Source organism: Rhodococcus sp. I2R (genome assembly GCF_020889545.1).
GTDB lineage: Bacteria > Actinomycetota > Actinomycetes > Mycobacteriales > Mycobacteriaceae > Rhodococcoides.
This window is the reverse complement of the sequence record NZ_JAHUTG010000026.1, coordinates 32,673-49,822: the sequence shown is the minus strand read 5'-3', so window position 1 is coordinate 49,822 and position 17,150 is coordinate 32,673. Positions and strand designations below refer to the sequence as shown.

At 65.9% G+C, this 17,150-nt stretch carries 17 protein-coding genes; 9 read left to right on the top strand and 8 right to left on the bottom strand.

From position 1 onward, the window contains the following. Positions 1-29: 29 nt before the first annotated feature. Positions 30-455, bottom strand: a complete 426-nt coding sequence (locus KVY23_RS21380) for an HIT family protein (protein ID WP_206510995.1) — start codon at positions 453-455, stop codon at positions 30-32. Between the two features lie 97 nt (positions 456-552). On the opposite strand from KVY23_RS21380, the gene KVY23_RS21375 reads away from it, so the two are divergent. Together KVY23_RS21375 and KVY23_RS21370 are read left to right on the top strand one after the other, a co-directional pair. After that, complete coding sequence (locus KVY23_RS21375) at positions 553-1,764, top strand: bifunctional glycosyltransferase family 2/GtrA family protein (RefSeq protein ID WP_230558160.1); 1,212 nt, start codon at positions 553-555, stop codon at positions 1,762-1,764. Continuing rightward, on the top strand, positions 1,761-3,758 hold the full coding sequence (locus KVY23_RS21370; RefSeq protein WP_230558159.1) for a glycosyltransferase family 39 protein: 1,998 nt from the start codon (positions 1,761-1,763) through the stop codon (positions 3,756-3,758). Before KVY23_RS21375 ends, KVY23_RS21370 begins: the two co-directional genes overlap by 4 nt. On the opposite strand, the gene KVY23_RS21365 is transcribed toward KVY23_RS21370, so the two are convergent. Continuing rightward, positions 3,759-4,163 carry a helix-turn-helix domain-containing protein gene (locus KVY23_RS21365; RefSeq protein ID WP_230558178.1) on the bottom strand — a complete coding sequence of 135 codons (405 nt, stop codon included), beginning with the start codon at positions 4,161-4,163 and terminating at the stop codon, positions 3,759-3,761. 174 nt (positions 4,164-4,337) lie between these two features. Here KVY23_RS21365 and KVY23_RS21360 point away from each other — a divergent pair, with 174 nt between their 5' ends. Together KVY23_RS21360 and purD are read left to right on the top strand one after the other, a co-directional pair. After that, a complete protein-coding gene (locus KVY23_RS21360; RefSeq protein ID WP_230558158.1) occupies positions 4,338-4,961 on the top strand; it encodes an FMN-dependent NADH-azoreductase in 624 nt (207 codons plus the stop codon). Between the two features lie 106 nt (positions 4,962-5,067). After that, positions 5,068-6,318: a phosphoribosylamine--glycine ligase gene (gene purD / locus KVY23_RS21355; RefSeq protein ID WP_230558157.1), complete on the top strand. Its 1,251-nt coding sequence runs from the start codon at positions 5,068-5,070 to the stop codon at positions 6,316-6,318. 70 nt (positions 6,319-6,388) lie between these two features. Here purD and KVY23_RS21350 read toward each other — a convergent pair whose 3' ends face one another. Next, a complete protein-coding gene (locus KVY23_RS21350) occupies positions 6,389-7,225 on the bottom strand; it encodes a type IV toxin-antitoxin system AbiEi family antitoxin domain-containing protein (protein ID WP_206510990.1) in 837 nt (278 codons plus the stop codon). An 85-nt stretch (positions 7,226-7,310) separates the two neighbouring features. Then, positions 7,311-8,213 (bottom strand): hydroxyethylthiazole kinase, encoded by a 903-nt coding sequence (locus KVY23_RS21345; protein WP_230558156.1) that lies wholly within the window; start codon positions 8,211-8,213, stop codon positions 7,311-7,313. Positions 8,214-8,294: 81 nt separating this feature from the next. Between KVY23_RS21345 and KVY23_RS21340 the strand changes: the two genes are divergently transcribed. After that, positions 8,295-9,407 (top strand): aminotransferase class I/II-fold pyridoxal phosphate-dependent enzyme, encoded by a 1,113-nt coding sequence (locus tag KVY23_RS21340; protein WP_268995324.1) that lies wholly within the window; start codon positions 8,295-8,297, stop codon positions 9,405-9,407. On the opposite strand, the gene KVY23_RS21335 is transcribed toward KVY23_RS21340, so the two are convergent. Beyond that, positions 9,404-10,396, bottom strand: coding sequence for a low specificity L-threonine aldolase (locus KVY23_RS21335; protein WP_230558154.1), 993 nt, complete (start codon positions 10,394-10,396; stop codon positions 9,404-9,406). The genes KVY23_RS21340 and KVY23_RS21335 overlap by 4 nt on opposite strands. A gap of 74 nt (positions 10,397-10,470) precedes the next feature. On the opposite strand from KVY23_RS21335, the gene KVY23_RS21330 reads away from it, so the two are divergent. Then, entirely contained in the window at positions 10,471-11,118 is a 648-nt protein-coding gene (locus tag KVY23_RS21330; protein WP_230558153.1) for a TetR/AcrR family transcriptional regulator, read from the top strand. Positions 11,119-11,129: 11 nt separating this feature from the next. Beyond that, positions 11,130-12,548 carry an adenylosuccinate lyase gene (purB, locus tag KVY23_RS21325; protein ID WP_075841020.1) on the top strand — a complete coding sequence of 473 codons (1,419 nt, stop codon included), beginning with the start codon at positions 11,130-11,132 and terminating at the stop codon, positions 12,546-12,548. Here the strand turns inward: purB and KVY23_RS21320 are convergent. Further along, on the bottom strand, positions 12,534-13,334 hold the full coding sequence (locus tag KVY23_RS21320; protein ID WP_075841021.1) for an HAD-IIA family hydrolase: 801 nt from the start codon (positions 13,332-13,334) through the stop codon (positions 12,534-12,536). The two genes, purB and KVY23_RS21320, sit on opposite strands and share 15 nt — an antisense overlap. A 57-nt stretch (positions 13,335-13,391) precedes the next feature. Here KVY23_RS21320 and KVY23_RS21315 point away from each other — a divergent pair, with 57 nt between their 5' ends. Beyond that, positions 13,392-13,811, top strand: a complete 420-nt coding sequence (locus KVY23_RS21315) for an HIT family protein (RefSeq protein ID WP_230558152.1) — start codon at positions 13,392-13,394, stop codon at positions 13,809-13,811. A 3-nt stretch (positions 13,812-13,814) separates the two neighbouring features. On the opposite strand, the gene KVY23_RS21310 is transcribed toward KVY23_RS21315, so the two are convergent. Together KVY23_RS21310 and KVY23_RS21305 are read right to left on the bottom strand one after the other, a co-directional pair. After that, a complete protein-coding gene (locus KVY23_RS21310) occupies positions 13,815-14,576 on the bottom strand; it encodes a 2,3-dihydro-2,3-dihydroxybenzoate dehydrogenase (protein WP_230558151.1) in 762 nt (253 codons plus the stop codon). Then, positions 14,573-15,685 carry an isochorismate synthase MenF gene (locus KVY23_RS21305; RefSeq protein ID WP_230558150.1) on the bottom strand — a complete coding sequence of 371 codons (1,113 nt, stop codon included), beginning with the start codon at positions 15,683-15,685 and terminating at the stop codon, positions 14,573-14,575. The genes KVY23_RS21310 and KVY23_RS21305 overlap by 4 nt, the downstream gene beginning before the upstream one ends. A gap of 146 nt (positions 15,686-15,831) precedes the next feature. Here KVY23_RS21305 and KVY23_RS21300 point away from each other — a divergent pair, with 146 nt between their 5' ends. After that, the gene (locus KVY23_RS21300) at positions 15,832-17,148 is read left to right on the top strand and encodes a lysine N(6)-hydroxylase/L-ornithine N(5)-oxygenase family protein (protein WP_230558149.1); all 1,317 of its coding nucleotides are present in this window, start codon (positions 15,832-15,834) and stop codon (positions 17,146-17,148) included. The last annotated feature ends 2 nt before the right edge of the window (positions 17,149-17,150 follow it).

The window sequence follows — 17,150 nt, the reverse complement described above, 5'->3', positions numbered from 1 at the left end:
AAGATCCTACGAACGCTCCCAGTGCCCGATCAGGCGGGAACGTTCGCGGCATGACCGAGCTCGCGCAGCGCCGCCTTGATCTTCGCCGCTGCCTCGTCGAGCGATTGCGGCGACGGGTTCGGGTCGGCGCCCGAGATATCGAAATTGCCCATGTCGTAAGCCGGGAAAACGTGCAGGTGCAGGTGCGGAACCTCGAGACCGGCGATCAGGAACCCGGCGCGTGGTGCGTCGAAACCCTTCCGGACGGCCTGGCCGACCTTCTGCGCAACGCCCGTCAACTCGGCGAAAACGGCCCCGTCGACGTCCTGCCACTGATCGATCTCCTCGCGCGGCACGATCAACGTGTGCCCCTGCGTCACCGGGGCAATCGTCAGGAACGCGACGACGTTGTCGTCCTCCCATACGAACCGTCCCGGAATGTCGCCGCTGATTATCTTGCTGAACACCGATGCCATGCACCCATGGTATGCGGCTGTGCACGCGAAGCCGCACACAGCGCATTGCCAGCTCGAACCCAGGGTGGTGGCAGCTGCGGGAGCGAACCTCGACATCATGACATCGAACCTGCTGGTGACGAGCTCGGTTTCCACAGCCACGCTCGAGGTGGTCATTCCCGTCTACAACGAGGAAGCCGACCTCGAACAGTGCATCCGCCGACTCCACGCCCACCTCGAGGACACCATCCCGTTCTCCTCGCAGATCACCATCGCCGACAACGCGAGCACCGACGGCACTCTTGCCGTCGCCGACAAGTTGGCGAAGGAGATCGACGGGGTCCGGGTCCACCACCTCGACGAAAAAGGACGGGGGCGAGCGCTGAAGGCCGTGTGGATCGAATCCACCGCCGACGTCGTCGCCTACATGGACGTCGACCTCTCGACCGACCTCAACGCGTTGATGCCGCTGATCGCACCGCTGCTGTCGGGCCACTCCGATCTCGCGATCGGTTCGAGACTGAACCGGTCCTCGCGGGTGGTGCGCGGCGCGAAGCGCGAATTCATCTCGCGTAGCTACAACCTCATTCTGCGGGCCTCGCTGCGCGCGCGCTTCTCCGACGCCCAGTGCGGCTTCAAAGCGATGCGTACAGAGGTGGCGCGCGAGCTTCTTCCGCTCGTACAGGACACCGGCTGGTTCTTCGACACCGAACTGCTCGTGATCGCCGAGAGGGCGGGCCTGCGTATCCACGAGGTCCCCGTCGACTGGGTCGACGACCCCGACAGCAGCGTCGACGTGATCGACACCGCCGTGAAGGATCTGCAGGGGTGCTGGCGCGTCGGCCGGGCGCTCGCCTCGGGGGTGTTGCCCGTTGCAGAACTACGACGCAGCCTGGGACGTGAACCGCTGGTGGCCGGCGTGCCGCACGGAATGGTCGGGCAGATGGTGCGGTTCGGCATCGTCGGCGTCGCGAGCACCATCGCATATGCACTGCTCTACCTGGTCCTGCACCCGATCGTCGGGGCGCAGGCCGCGAACTTCCTCGGCCTACTGATCACGGCCGTTCTGAACACCGCCGCGAACCGGGCCTTCACCTTCGGCGTCCGTGGACTCGCAGACGCGGGCAAGCACCAGGTGCAGGGTCTGCTCGTTTTCGGGTTCGCGCTGCTCATCACCAGCGGGTCGCTCGCGATGCTGCACGCATGGGCGCCCGGGGCGTCCCGGCTCGTCGAGCTTTCCGTACTCGTCGTCGCGAATCTCGTTGCGACGGTGTGCCGTTTTCTCGCCCTCCGCTGGGTTTTCCGTAACAACAAAGGAGTGCAGAAATGACGACCTTGACCGAAAGCGCACCGAAGGCGCCTGCACCGGTGCCTGTCAGGGATAGGCGATGGGAGTGGATCGGGCTCGCAGTGCTGCTGATCGGCACGGCCGTCGCCTACATCTGGGGCCTCGGCGCATCGGGCTGGGCCAACTCCTTCTACTCCGCTGCCGTCCAAGCAGGATCGGTGTCGTGGAAGGCATTCTTCTTCGGTTCCTCCGACGCGGCCAACGCGATCACCGTCGACAAGCCGCCGATGTCGTTGTGGCTGATGTCTTTGTCGGTCCGCATTTTCGGACTCAGCTCGTGGGCGATGCTGGTTCCGCAGGCGCTCCTCGGTGTCGGTTCGGTGGCGTTGCTGTGGGCAACCATCCGCCGGCAATTCGGTGCCGCGGCAGGACTGCTCGCCGGACTCACACTCGCCGTCACACCGGTGGCCGCCTTGATGTTCCGGTTCAACAATCCGGACGCTCTTCTCGTGCTGCTCATGATCGCAGCAGTCTGGGCGGCGATGCGCGCAGTCGAGGACGGGCGCACCCGATGGCTCGTGCTCACCGGAGTGTTCGTGGGATTCGGGTTCCTCACCAAGCAACTCCAGGTCATGCTCGTGGTTCCGCCCATCGCCGCGATGTACTTGCTCGCCGGCCCACCGAAGTTCGGTAAGCGCCTGCTGCAACTCTTCGCAGCGCTCGGAGCCGCGATCGTATCGGCTGGCTGGTGGCTGCTCGCAGTCGAACTGTGGCCCGCATCCTCGCGTCCGTGGATCGGCGGATCGCAGAACAACTCCATTCTCGAGCTGACCCTCGGCTACAACGGTCTGGGGCGACTCAACGGTGACGAGACCGGCAGCGTCACCCCCGGTGGCGGCGATATGCCAGGTGGCGGACCGGGCGGCGGAATGTGGGGTGAAACCGGTATCACCCGCATGTTCGACGCCTCGCAGGGCGGTCAGATCGCCTGGCTGATTCCCTCGGCCCTGATCCTGTTCGCGGCGGGTCTCGTATTGCGCGGTCGTGTCCGCCGGGATGATCCGCAGCGCGCAGCGCTCCTCGTGTGGGGACTGTGGTTGCTGGTGACCGGTCTGACATTCAGCTTCATGGCAGGAATCTTCCACTCGTACTACACCGTTGCGCTGGCACCGGCGATCGCTGCTCTGATAGGTGCGGGAAGCGTGCTGGCCTGGCGTCACCGTCACCGCTACCAGGTGCGTCTGGCACTCTCCGCCTCCACGCTCGCTGCCGTCGCCACCGCGTGGGTTTTGTTGGGGCGCAGTGCCGAATTCTTGCCATGGCTGCGGTGGGTGGTGCTCGGGGTGGGGATCATCGGGGCAATCGCACTGCTGATTCCTGCGGCGACACGCGGCAGAATTTCTGTCGCAACGATTCTCGCGGTCATGTTCGCTGGACTCGCCGGACCCACCGCGTACGCAGTGGACACGATCGGGACCGCACACACCGGGTCGATCGTCAGCGCCGGTCCGGCAACGGGTACGGGTATAGGCGGACCGGGAATGGGCCGGCCGGGTATGGACGCCGGACGCGGGATGGGCGGGCCCGATGGCGGGGCCGGTTTCGCGGGTCAGGCACCTCCTACCGGTCAGATGCCTACCGGTCAGCTCGAAGCCGGTCAGATGCCTGCCGGTGGGCTGCTGAACAGCAGCGCGCCGTCAGCCGACATCACCGCGATGCTCGAAGCCGACGCCGACTCCTACACCTGGGTTGCGGCCGCGATCGGCTCCAACAGTGCTTCCGGGTACCAGCTCGCCGCCGAGGAACCCGTCATGGCGATCGGCGGCTTCAACGGCACCGACCCGTCGCCGACGCTCGAGGAGTTTGTGCAGTACGTCGCAGACGGCGAGATCCACTACTTCATCGCAGGCGGGGGCATGGGCTTCGGAATGGGCGGTGGTGAGGCGGGCACCTCGACGCAGATCTCGGGATGGGTTGCCGCGAACTACACTTCCACCACCGTCGACGGAGTGACGCTGTACGACCTGAGCGAGTAATCACACAGTGCTGGCAACTACAGGGCTGGCACGTGACTCGCGATGAGCGAGGACCTCCGACATGTGGTTCTCGGCCCACTCCTTCATGCCGAACACCACGGGAAGCAGACTCGTCCCGAGCGGTGTCAGACGGTACTCGACATGTCGGGGGAAGCCGGGAATCACATCGCGGACGATGATTCCGTCTCGTTCGAGCGAGCGCAGCGTAGCGGTGAGCATCTTCTGGCTGACGCCTGCGATGACCCTGCGCAACTCGCTGTGGCGGTGAGCCCCCTCGCCGAGTGCGCACAGAACCAGGGCGACCCACTTGTTGGACAGTGTTTCGAGGAGTTGATGTGCAGGGCAATTCTCCAGGTACACGCTGTACTGCTTTTTTGCCTGCTCGCGAGATTGCTCTGCCGTCATCGTCACTGTGCGCGCCTCTCGGTCGTGTCGAAAATCCGTACAGGCCGCCGACTGTGAGGCACGCCCAGGTGCCCTGGGCACTTGAAAGTGCCTTCTTGTCACTGGCCGCCCGGTGGAGCAAGTTTTGTGTAGCGACCTTATCGCGTCGCGATTGCCTATATCAGGAGAGAAAACATGACCACGTTTCTGCATGTGAACGCATCCGCGCGACCGGGGTCGCAGTCACTTGCGATCGCGGAGAACTTCCTCGATGCTCTGCGGGATCGCGATGCCGACCTCGAGGTCGACAAGTGGAATCTGTTCGCCGAGCCGCTTCCCCAGTTCGGGGCCGTCGCAGCGGAAGCGAAGATGGCTGTGTTCGGAGGCCAGGATCAGACTGCAGAGCAGGTTGCTGCCTGGGACGCAGCGCGTGCTGTGTTCGATCGGTTTGCGGCGGCCGACGCATACGTGTTCAACATCCCGATGTGGAACGCCGGAGTGCCGTACATCCTCAAGCAGTGGATCGACATCGTCACCCAGCCGGGCTGGGCATTCGGCTTCGACCCGGCCGAGGGGTACTCGGGCCTGATGGCAGGCAAACGCGCCTTCGTCGTCTACACCAGCGGCGTCTACGCACCTGGTGTCCCCATCGAATTCGGCGCAGATTTCGCCTCGACGTTCTTCGACGACTGGCTGCGTTTCGTCGGAATCGCGGACACACAGACACTCCGCTTCGCGCCGACCGTTCTCACCGCCACCCCGGAAGAAGACCTGGCTCAGCACATCGAACTCGCCCGCAAGGCCGCTGTCGACTTCTGACCCATCGTCCTGTGACCTGCATGAATTGCCCCCGGTGAGGATGTCGAGTCGTCGCTGCTCGGGTGTCTCGGGTTTCGGCACGGGTGACCCGATAGTCTGATGCACTGTGCGCGTACTCGTCATAGGTTCCGGTGCTCGTGAGCACGCCCTCCTCCTTGCGCTGAGCAAGGATCCGAACGTCGACACCCTGTTGATCGCTCCTGGGAACGCCGGCACAGCCGCGTTGGCCGAGCAGCATCACGTGGACGTCGCCTCCGGTGAAGCGGTGACAGAGTTGGCGCGCAAGGTTCGCGCCGACCTCGTCGTTATCGGACCGGAGGTGCCACTGGTCCTGGGTGTCGCCGACGCCCTGCGCGAGGCCGGTATCGCGACGTTCGGCCCGTCTGCTGCTGCGGCACGAATCGAAGGGTCCAAGGCGTTCGCGAAGGACGTCATGGCTGCAGCGGGCGTTCGTACTGCGCACAGCGAAATTGTCGACTCGCCCGCGTTGCTCGACGAGGCCCTCGACCGGTTCGGGCCGAACTGGGTGGTCAAGGACGACGGTCTGGCTGCGGGCAAGGGTGTGGTGGTCACCACCGATCGGCTCGCAGCGCGGGACCATGCCGCGGAGCTTCTCGAAACCGGCCATCCGGTGCTGCTCGAGTCCTTCCTCGACGGCCCCGAGGTGTCACTGTTCTGCCTCGTCGACGGTGCGACCGTCGTTCCGCTGCTGCCGGCGCAGGACCACAAGCGTGTCGGTGACGGTGACCTCGGCCCCAACACCGGCGGAATGGGCGCATACACCCCGCTTCCGTGGCTGCCCGAGGAGATGACCGCTCAGATCGTCCGAGAGGTGGTCGAACCTGTTGCAGCCGAGATGGTCGAGCGCGGCTGCCCGTTTTCCGGTCTGCTCTATGCCGGCCTCGCTATCGGCGCTGCAGGCCCGGCGGTCGTCGAGTTCAACTGCCGATTCGGCGATCCCGAGACCCAAGCGGTGCTCGCTCTGCTCGAATCTCCGCTCGGTGCGGCCCTCAATGCGACGGCGACCGGCACGCTCGGTTCGCTCGAGCCGCTGCAGTGGAAGAGCGGTTCGGCGGTGACGGTGGTGCTCGCGGCCGAGAACTACCCGGGCCGGCCCCGAACCGGCGATGCGATCACCGGTGCCGAGGCCGAGGGCGTACTGCACGCGGGGACAGCGAGAAAGGACGGTGTCGTGGTCTCGGCAGGTGGGCGGGTGCTCAGCGTCGTCGGAACCGGGGCCGACTTGGATGCCGCACGCATCGACGCCTACGCGAAGATCGACGCAATCCGGCTCCCGGGCAGCCACTTCCGTACCGACATCGGTTTGGCCGCGGCAGAGGGTCGCATCAGCCTGTAGGGCCGTGTCTGGTGCTCCACGATCTTCAGTATCCGACGGGATCCCGTCAGAATGTGCAGATAAAGGAGCGTCAGACACCCCTGCTCTTTCTACGTCGCCGCACCACGGCCGCGATCTGATCCGCCACACGTTCGATATCGCGATACACAGTGGCGGCAGAGAACCTGAGCACCAACCAGTCGTCCAGCACCAGTGAGTTCTGTCGAGTCCGGTCGTTGTCGAAAGTGCGCGAGTCACTGTGGAACTCACGCCCGTCGATCTCGACGATCACCCTGGCACAGTTGTCGACCAGATCGCACAGGTACCGGCCGACCCAAGCATTGATCTCCATCCGGATTCCGCGAGCGGTGAGGGCGCGGGCAACCATGCGTTCCGGCTCGGACAGAGTGCCCGGGCAACACTGTCGGAGCTGGCGACGAACCTCGCGAACTCCCGTCATTCCTGCCGATCGCTCACAGTGATCGACTGCCTCGCGCCAGCTCACCACTGTTCCGACGCTGCGGTCGACGATCTGCTCGAGTGGGGTGCCGCTCATCGTCGCCGCCGCATCCACGAAGCACTGTGCGGCGGGCACGACCGGCAGACCGCGTGCCTCGGCCGTGTCAACGCTGCGGCGGTGCAACGTCAACCAGTCGGGGCCGCTCACTCGGGTGTTCCTGGGCAGGGTCGCGTGCACCTGCGTGGGCGTGGTGTCGAGCATCCCCCACAACCAGGCAGCGCTGAGGTGACTGAGCACCGCGTCCCCCCGCCACACCGTCACCGCAACACACAGTTCGTAATACGACGGATCTCGATCGGCGTAGACGCACGGCAACAGACGAACCAGTGTTCCGCTGCGCACCCGCCGATCTATCCGCGACCGACCGATTCCCGAATCGAGCAGCTGCTCCCTCGTGTAGACCCCCATGGCGAGAACTCTGCTCGAAAACGACCGCAAAAAGGGGCCCGATATCGAATCTGTGGATAACGGGCCTGCCTGTGGATGAACGCCCTCACACGTCGAGGGGGTCGATCCGCGCACTCGTGCGAAAACCGTCCGGGGTGACCGATGCGAGAGCGTCGATGTAAGCGACAGCGAAGGACCCCGGACCCGATGCGCCCCGCGCGGCAGCCTCCGCAGCGACCGCGACGTGTACGTGCGCAGCGGTGATGCCGATCAACGGATTCGGTGACACCGCAAGGTAGGCGGCCACCAGTGCGGCGAGCGAGCACCCTGTTGCGGTGACCTTGGTGAGCAGGGCATGTCCGCCGCCGACCCGAACTCCGAGCGGCCCCGACGGCCCCCGCCCCACGATGTAGTCGATCGGTCCCGAGGCCGAGACCACCTGCGCGGAGTCGAGCAGCGACAGTGCTGCGGGTACGGCGGCGTCGGCTTCGGAGGTGCTGTCGACACCTCGCCCTGAACTGCCGGGACCTGAACTGCCGCGACCTGAACTGCCGGGACCTGAACTGCCGGGACCCGAACTGCTGAGACCCGAACTGCCGGCGAGCGCGATGATCTCCGAGGCATTACCCCTGATCGCAGTGGGCCCGAGTGCGAGTAACCCGGCCGCCAGTTCTGTTCGCCAGGGGAGTCCGCCGACACCGACCGGATCGAGCACCCACGGTGTGCCGGCTGCGCGGGCAGCGCCGGCGGCGAGGGTGAACGCTGCCGCGGTGCCGTCGTCGGGAGTGCCGAGATTGATCAGAACACCACCGGCTACCGCGGCGAATCCTGCAGCCTCGTGCACGTTGTCGATGTGCGCGTTGCTCGCCCCCGCCGCCAGCAGAACATTGGTGACGAAGTTCGCCGAGACGACGTTGGTCAGCGACTGCACCAGCGGAGTCGACGACCGCAAAGCCTCGAGGGCCTCGGCGACATCGCCCGCGGTCGGGTGAGATCTCGGTTCCGGCATCAGGCAAGTCTTCCACGACCGATAGCCTCGGCAATCGTGGTCACCGAGTCGAGCAGAAGCAACATCGAGCCGTTCCATGTGATGGACGTGTTCAAGGCAGCCGCACTGCGCACGCGCACCCACGGCGACGTTCTCTCGCTCGCGGCGGGGCAGCCGTCGACTTCGGCACCGGGGCCGGTGCTACAGGCGACCCGTGACGCCCTCGACGGACACCTGCTGGGGTACACCGAAACCCTCGGGATCCTTCCCCTGCGCGAGGCCATCGCCCAGTACCACGCCGCCGAGGCAGGAGTGCCAGTGGACGCGGATGACGTCGTCGTCACCACCGGATCCTCGGGCGCGTTCACGTTGCTGTTCCTGGCGGCCTTCGATATCGGCGACACCGTCGTCATGGCCCGCCCCGGTTATCCCGCGTACCGCAACACTCTGGCCGCGCTCGGCTGCCGCGTCGTCGAGCTCGACTGCGGGCCGCAATCGCGGTTTCAGCCGACGGTCGCCATGCTCGAGTCCCTACCGGAACCGCCCAAGGGACTGATCATCGCCAGCCCGGCGAACCCGACGGGCACGATCATCGACCCTAGCGAACTCGCCGCAATCGCGCGCTGGTGTCAGGCACACGGCACCCTGCTGATTTCCGACGAGATCTACCACGGCATCTCCTTCGGTGACGTGGAGACATCGAGTGCGTGGGAGACCTCGCGGGATGCGGTCGTCGTCGGGTCCGTGTCGAAGTACTTCTCGATGACGGGGTGGCGGCTCGGATGGATGCTGCTGCCGACGTACCTGCGCCGCGCAGTGGAGCGGCTGGCGTCGAACATGACGGTGTGTCCACCGGCGATTTCTCAGGTGGCGGCGATCGCGGCGTTCACCGAGGCTTCACGGGCCGAGCTCGACGGGCACGTTCGGCGGTACGCGGTGAACCGGCGGATCCTGCTCGACGGGCTGACGGCGGCAGGGGTGACCGATCTCGCGCCCGCGGACGGAGCGTTCTACGCGTACGCGGACATCGCCCACCTGACCGATGATTCGCTGACCTGGTGCGAGGAGGCTCTAGCGCGGACGGGTGTGGCAGTGGCACCAGGTGTCGATTTCGATACCGTTCACGGTCACCACACCATCAGGTTCTCGTTCGCGGGCGCGACGGCGGACATCGAGGAAGCTCTCGTTCGCCTGCAGCCGCTGCTTCGGGGTTAGAGGCGCCCGAGCGCTTCCTCGATATCGGCTCGGCAAACATCCCGGTGGGTGACGAAGCGGGTCTTCCCGGTGACGGTGACAGCCGCGATGCCGAGTTCGGCGAGGTCGGCCACCGATACGCCCGACCGAGCCAGGACGATGTTGGTTTCCGGCGGTTCGACGGTCCAGCCCCGCTCGCGTAGGCCGTCGGCCAGCAGCCGCGCGTTGGCGTGATCGCCCGCGAGCGAGTCGATGTTGTCGAGCGCAACCAGTCCGGCGGCGGCGAGGACACCGCCCTGCCGGACACCTCCGCCGAGCATCTTGCGGATTCTCCTGGCCTCACCGATGCGTGCGGTGTCGGAGACGAGCATCGAGCCGACGGGTGCGCCGAGTCCTTTGCTCAGGCATACCTGGACGGTGTCGGCGCCGCGGGTCAGCTCCGACACCGGGACCCCCAGAGCGACCGCTGCGTTCCAGACCCGTGCGCCGTCGAGGTGCACCAGCAACCCTGCGTCCCGGCCGGCTTTCAGGAGCGCGTTCCATTCTTCGGCGTCGAACACCGACCCGCCGGCGAAGTTGTGCGAGTTCTCCAGGCACAGCAGCCGCGGATGCAGCGTGTAGTACGGACCGGCACCGGAGGCGGCGGCGACGGCAGCGGGCGTCGGGCGTCCCGGGCCGGCGTCGTGGGGGAGCACCTGGGGCATGCCCTGGGCGAGCCAAGCGGCGGTGCCTAGTTCGGAGCCGAGCACGTGCGCATGTTCGGGAGCGAGGAACGAGTCGCCGCGTTGCAGGTGCATCATCAGCGCGATGGTGTTGCCCATCGTTCCGCTCGGAACCCAGAGGCCCGCCTCGTACCCGAGCATCGCCGCGACGCGTTCCTCGAGGGCAGCCATGGTGGGATCGTGATCGAGGACATCGTCGCCGACCTCCGCCTCCGCCATGGCCGCACGCATCGCCGCATCCGGTCGGGTGACGGTATCGGAGCGCAGATCGATCGTTCGTGGAGCCATACCCATCACGATTGCATACGTTCTCTTGGCCCGTTTCCCTCAGGCCGAGCCGCGCGGGCTGGCACGATGTCCGAATGTCGACAGGTGCCGCCGATACGCCGCACAAGGTGTCGGGTGCTACCCCGAAGGGGGAACGCCGCCGATACGCGCTCGCCTGCGCGGCAGCAGATCTGCTGGTCGAGGGCGGATTCGACGCCGTGCGCCACCGCGCAGTCGCAACGCGGGCAGGGTTGCCGTTGGCCTCGACCACCTACTACTTCGAGTCGCTCGACGACCTGATCGCGTGCGCTGTCGAGCTGCTGGGCAATCGTGAACTCGAAGTCATGCGCGGACGCATCGACGAACTCGGTGACCTCGCCCACGACGTCGAGCCGACCGTCGACCTGATCGTCGATCTGCTGATCGGGCCGGAGGACGACGTCGACGACGGCCGGGAACGGCTCATCGCCCGCTACGAACGATTCATCGCCTCCGCGCGGCGCCCACAGCTGCGGGAAGTGCAATCGCGCTTGCGTGCACAGATCGACGATCTGCTGACCGACGTGCTGCGAAGATCCGGTCGGATCGTCGAGGAACAGCAGCTACGACGGCTGGTAGCGGTGGTCGACGGAGCCGTCGTCGGAGCCCTCGGAGAGGTCGAACCCGAACCGCGAACAATGGCGAGAAGCATGCTGATGGAAGTGTTGGAGGTCGTCGCGCCCGCGGTGCAAACGAGACCGTAAACTGGGCTCTCGTGACTATTCCGAATGTCCTGGCCACCCGTTATGCGAGCCCCCAGCTGGTGGACCTGTGGTCTCCGGAGCACAAGATCATCCTCGAACGCCAGCTGTGGATCGCCGTCCTCAAGGCGCAGGCGGGTCTCGGCGTGTCCGTACCGTCTTCTGCCATCGCCGATTACGAGCGGGTCCTCGACCAGGTGGATCTCGCGTCCATCGCCGAGCGTGAGCGGGTCACCCGCCACGACGTCAAGGCACGCATCGAGGAATTCAATGCCCTCGCCGGCCACGAGCACATCCACAAAGGCCTGACCAGTCGCGACCTCACCGAGAATGTCGAGCAACTTCAGATTCTGCGTTCGCTGCAGCACGTGCACGCCCACGGTGTCGCCGTCGCTGCTCGGTTGGCCGAGCGCGCGGCGGAGTACTCGACGCTGGTGATGGCCGGCCGCAGCCACAACGTCGCCGCGCAGGCCACCACGCTCGGCAAGAGGTTCGCCTCTGCTGCGGACGAGCTGCTGATCGCCCTCGCCCGCCTGCAGGAACTCATCAATCGCTACCCGCTCCGCGGCATCAAGGGTCCGATGGGCACGGCGCAGGACATGCTCGATCTGTTCGGTGGTGACTCCGCCAAGCTCACTGCGCTCGAGCGGATCGTCGCCGACCACCTCGGCTTCCGGCACGTGCTGACCAGCGTCGGTCAGGTGTACCCGCGTTCGCTCGATCACGAGGTCGTGTCCGCGTTGGTGCAGCTGGGCGCGGCGCCGTCCTCCTTCGCGCACACCGTGCGTCTGATGGCAGGTCACGAGCTGGTGACCGAGGGGTTCCAGCCGGGCCAGGTCGGTTCCTCGGCCATGCCGCACAAGATGAACACCCGCTCCTGCGAGCGCGTCAACGGACTCCAGGTCATCCTGCGTGGCTACGGTTCCATGGCCGCCGAGCTCGCGGGCGCGCAGTGGAACGAGGGCGACGTGTTCTGCTCGGTGGTGCGCCGCGTCGCACTGCCGGATGCGTTCTTCGCGATCGACGGCATGATCGAGACCTTCCTCACCGTCCTCGACGAGTTCGGTGCCTACCCCGCCGTCATCGACAAGGAACTGCAGCGTTACCTGCCGTTCCTCGCCACGACGAAGGTGCTCATGGCGTCGGTGCGTGCCGGTGTCGGCCGCGAAACCGCGCACGAGGCGATCAAGGAGAACGCGGTGGCTGTCGCGTTGGCAATGCGGGAGCAGGGGCAGGATCCGGATCTGCTGGACCGCCTTGCCGCCGACGATCGCATCCCGCTCGACCGCGCCGGTCTCGACGCAGCTCTCGCCGACCCCTCGGCGTTCGTCGGTGCTGCGGAAGCCCAAGTTGCTGCTGTCATCGGGGATGTAGAGACACTTCTCGCTCGCTTCCCGAAGGGCGCGAGCTACTCGCCGTCACCGATTCTGTAGTACACCCGGAAGATCGGCCACCGAGTCGATGACGTAGTTGGGCTGCAGGCCGAACTCCTCCTGCGCGCGCCGATCGAGCACGTCCTGTTGGAATTTCCCGGTCCGCACCAGCACGCCGGTCATACCGACGACCTGGGCTGCGAGCACATCGTTGTCCAGGTCGTCGCCGACCATCACCACGTCCTCCGGGTCCAGCCCCATACGTTCGGCGGCGGTCTGAAAACCCAGCGGCGCAGGCTTGCCGACGGCCTTCGCGGTGTGCCCGGACGCCTTCTCCATCCCGGCGAGGTACATGCCGGTATCGATGCGCAGACCCGCCCCGGTGGTCCACATCAGGCTGCGGTGCATGGCCACGACCGGGATTCCGCGACACAGCCAGTCGTAGACCCGGCTGAGCCGTTCGTGGGTGAACTCCGGCCCGGCGCCCCCGACGACGACCACGTCCGGGTCCTCGCCGGATTCCTCCACGAACTCGATGCCGGGCATGTCCCCCGCGATGTCGCCGTTGTTGATCAGCACGGTTCGGGCGCCTGGGTACGTTTCGCGGAGGTGGTCCGCGGTGAGGCTCGCGGCGGTGACGATCTCGTCGGCGTGCACGGGCATCCCGGCCGCGGTCAGTAGCTCGGCGATCTGCCCTCGGGTCTTGGACGTGGTGTTGGTCAGGAACGCCCGGGCGATGTCCTTGCTGTCGAGGTACTCCAGCGTTTCCGCGGCACCCGGCACGGGCTTCCACGCCGTCACCAGCACACCGTCGATGTCGAAGAGAACGCCTCCAGTTGAACCCATGGCCAGACCTTAGTCGCGCGGCCCGAGCGACGCAGTACGGCCCTAGACTGGTCGGATATGAATCCCTTCACTATTTTCGCCGACATCATTGCTGGCAAAGCCGAGGCCAGCATGGTGTACACCGACGATGTGGCCGTAGCGTTCATGGATATTCGGCCGCTCACCCGCGGGCATGTGCTTGTGGTACCGAGGCAGCAGGCCCGTAGCCTCGCCGAGCTCGACCCCGAGGTGGGTGCGCACCTGTTTCGGGTCGGCCAGAAGGTGGCGGCGGCACTACGGGCATCGGATCCCCGGTGCGCGGGCGTCAACTTCATGCTCGCCGACGGCGAAGTGGCGGGCCAGGAGATCTTCCACGTCCATCTCCACGTCATCCCCCGGACCATCGGTGACGGTTTCGGTTTGCGGGCGCGGCCGACGTCGCCGCAGCGGGACGAGTTGGACGCGAAAGCCGCCGAGATCGCGCGGGCACTCGGCTAGGTTTCAGGCTCGTAGGGTGGCTCCGCCGTCGATGTAGAGCGATTGCATGGTGATGTGGCGGGCGCGGTCCGAGAGCAGGAACTCGACGGCGTCGGCGATGTCCTCGGCAGATGCGATGCGTCCCAGGGGTATCCCGGTCTTGTAGGTTGCCAGGTCGCCGGTGACGACGGGCTGGGCGTAGCGGTCGTCCGACGGGTCGGCCCACAGGGACCGCTGCATGTCGGTGTCGGTCGAGCCAGGTGCGACGATGTTGGCTCGAATGCCGTATTCGGCCAGTTCCAGACCCAGTACCCGTGTCAGCATGGTCGAGGCGGCTTTGGAAGAACCGTAGGCGCCCATGGACATTCGTGGGATTCCGGCCGCGTTGGATCCGACCACCACGATGGCTCCGGATCTTCGCTCGCGCATGAGGCGACCTACCGATCGAACCACATTGAGTACTCCGAAGACATTGACGTCGAACATCTCTCGCCACTGCGATATGTCGGAGTCGAGTACCGAACCCGTGTTCAGAATGCCCGCGACGTGGGCCAGCGCGGTGACCGGGCCTGCCTGAGTTTCGACTGCGGTGATCGCGGCGTCGACCTCCTCGGCCTCGCGCACATCGACGGTGTACGTCAATGCATGTCCCTCGATCCGAGCCGCGGTTTCGTCGAGCGCCGCCGAATCTCTGTCCAGGAGTGCAACCGTCCGTCCGGACTCCGCGAGTTGCACCGCGACCGCGCGGCCGATGCCGTTGCCTGCGCCGACTATCACCGTGGTCACAGCTGCGCCCCCAGAGCACTCATGACGGTGCCGAACTTGGTGACGGTCTCGCGCACCTCGTCCGCGGGATCGGATTCGGCCACGATGCCCCCGCCGGCGTAGGCCGTCACGCGTCTGAGATCTGGTGCGAGCTCCGCACATCGAATGGCGACCATCCATTCGCCGTCCCCGTCGGAGACACACCATCCCACTGCGCCCGCATAGAAGCCGCGGTCGCCCTCGAGTTCTTCGATCGTTCGATAGGCCAGATCGGTGGGGGTCCCGCAGACGGCGGGGGTGGGGTGCAGTGCGATGGCCAGATCCAGAGCGCTGGTGTCGGCGCCGCGCACCTCACCCCGAATGGGAGTGCCGAGGTGCCACAGTTGCGGAGTGCAGGTCAGCGTCGGCGACGTCGGTATGTCGAGATCCCGGCAGAACGGTGCGAGAGATTCGCGCAGAGCATCGACGACGAATGCGTGTTCGCGGAGGTCCTTGACCGATTCGGTGAGGGCTGCGCCGTTGGCCTGGTCCTGTTGGGGGTCGGGATGTCTGGGGGCGGATCCGGCGAGCGGGTGGCACGTGACAGTGTTGCCCTGCTTGCGAATGAGCACCTCCGGGCTCGATCCCACCAGCGTTCGCCCCGTCCACGATCCGCCGGCCGCGCCGAGATCGGCGAGGTAGCCGTTGCCCCATGGATTGCCCTCGACGAGTGCGGCAAGAAGCGCGTTCGGATCGACGTCGGTGTCCGCGGTGAGCGTCAGGCTGCGCGCGAGCACCACTTTCTGCAAAGGCGACCCGTGGTGACGCAGGACGTTCACCGCTGTTCGGACTCGATCGATGTGCTCGCTCTCTCTCGACCCCGTGACGGTGAAGGCGGGCAGAGGTGGGAGGCCGGACGGTGCAGTCCACGTGCTCTCGGTTCGGTCGAGATGTTCGGGTTCGAACAGGGCGCAGGGCGCGTCCCGTGAGAACGGGAGTGCCCCGACGACGGCGGCTGCGTTGCCGGAGCGCAGCGCCGCGGCTGCAGAGGAGGCTGTGTCGAATGTCGTTCTCGATCCGTGTGCTTGCGCGGTTCCGTGCGGACGTGAGAGCACGAATCCCGCCCCTGCGATGTGTCGCGATAGGGGCACGGGGTGCCGCGGCTTGGGTTCGAGTCATCGTCCCTCGTTTCGTCGGGGTGGGTCGGTGGGCGCTCGTCGCTCAGTGTTGGTTAGCCTAAACTCAATTGTTGAAGATAGGTTAGGGTAACTTTACCCCCGAGCGACAAGGACAACCTGTGCCAGTGGAGAGCAATCTGCCCGACGTAGTGGACATTCTCGGGGTCGGCTACGGACCCTCCAACCTGGGCCTTGCGATAGCCCTGCAGGAACACAACGCGGCTGTTCCTGCGCGCGAGAGGCTCACCTCGGTCTTCGTGGAGCGGCAATCGGAGTTCAAGTGGCACACTGGAATGCTGCTACCCGGTGCCACCATGCAGATCTCCTTCCTCAAGGACTTGGCGACGCAGCGCAACACGCGAAGCGAGTTCACGTTCCTGAACTACCTCGAGCAACGAGGCCGGCTCACGCACTTCATCAATCTGCAGACGTTCTTTCCCTCGCGGATCGAGTTTCACGACTATCTGTCGTGGGCCGCGGACAAAGTTCGCGCCGACGTGCACTACGGAACCTCCGCCACGGCCGTTGCCTGGAACGGTCGACACTTCGAGGTCACCACCCGTTCCGCTGCTGGTTCGCGAACCCTGCGTGCCCGCAACATCGTTCTTGCCGGTGGGCTGACGCCGAAGCTGCCGGACGATGTCGACGCCACCGACCGCGTTTTCCACAATCATCGTGTCCTGGATCGTCTCGACGCGCTGCCCAGTGTGAATCAGGAGCGCTTCGTCGTCGTCGGCGCCGGTCAGAGTGCGGCTGAGGTGATGGCGCACCTGCATCAGCGCTACCCCTCCGCCGAGGTCCACGGCGTGATGAGCAAGTACGGATACAGCCCGGCCGACGACAGCCCCTACGCCAACCGCGTCTTCGATCCGGAGGCGGTGGACGACTTCTATTCGGCGTCACCACAATTACGCGACGAACTCATGGCGTATCACCGAAGCACCAACTACTCCGCTGTCGACCTTCCGCTGATCGAGGACCTGTACGAGCGCGAGTACACCGAGCGCGTCACCGGGCGGCGACGATTGTTCGTGCACGGCGCATCCGGGCTGTCCTCGCTCACCGAGTCCGGCGACGCCGTAGAGGTGACCATTTTTCATCGCCCGACCGCCAGCGAGTCTCGAATGCGCTGTGATGCAGTGGTGTTCGCCACCGGATTCCGCCCGCTCGATCTCCACGGCATCCTCGGCTCGCTCGCCGAGGAGTGCCGGTTCGCCGCCGACGGGACACCCGAGGTGGAGCGGGACTATCGGCTACGCACCGACCCGTCTGTGTCGGGAGGGATATACCTGCAAGGCGGCACCGAGCATTCGCACGGTCTCACCTCGTCACTGCTGTCGAATATTGCGGTGCGCTCGGGTGAACTCGTCTTCTCACTCGCCGCGCACACCCGTCTCGCCGACAACCCCCCGCTCACAGCGGTGTTGACCCACTGATC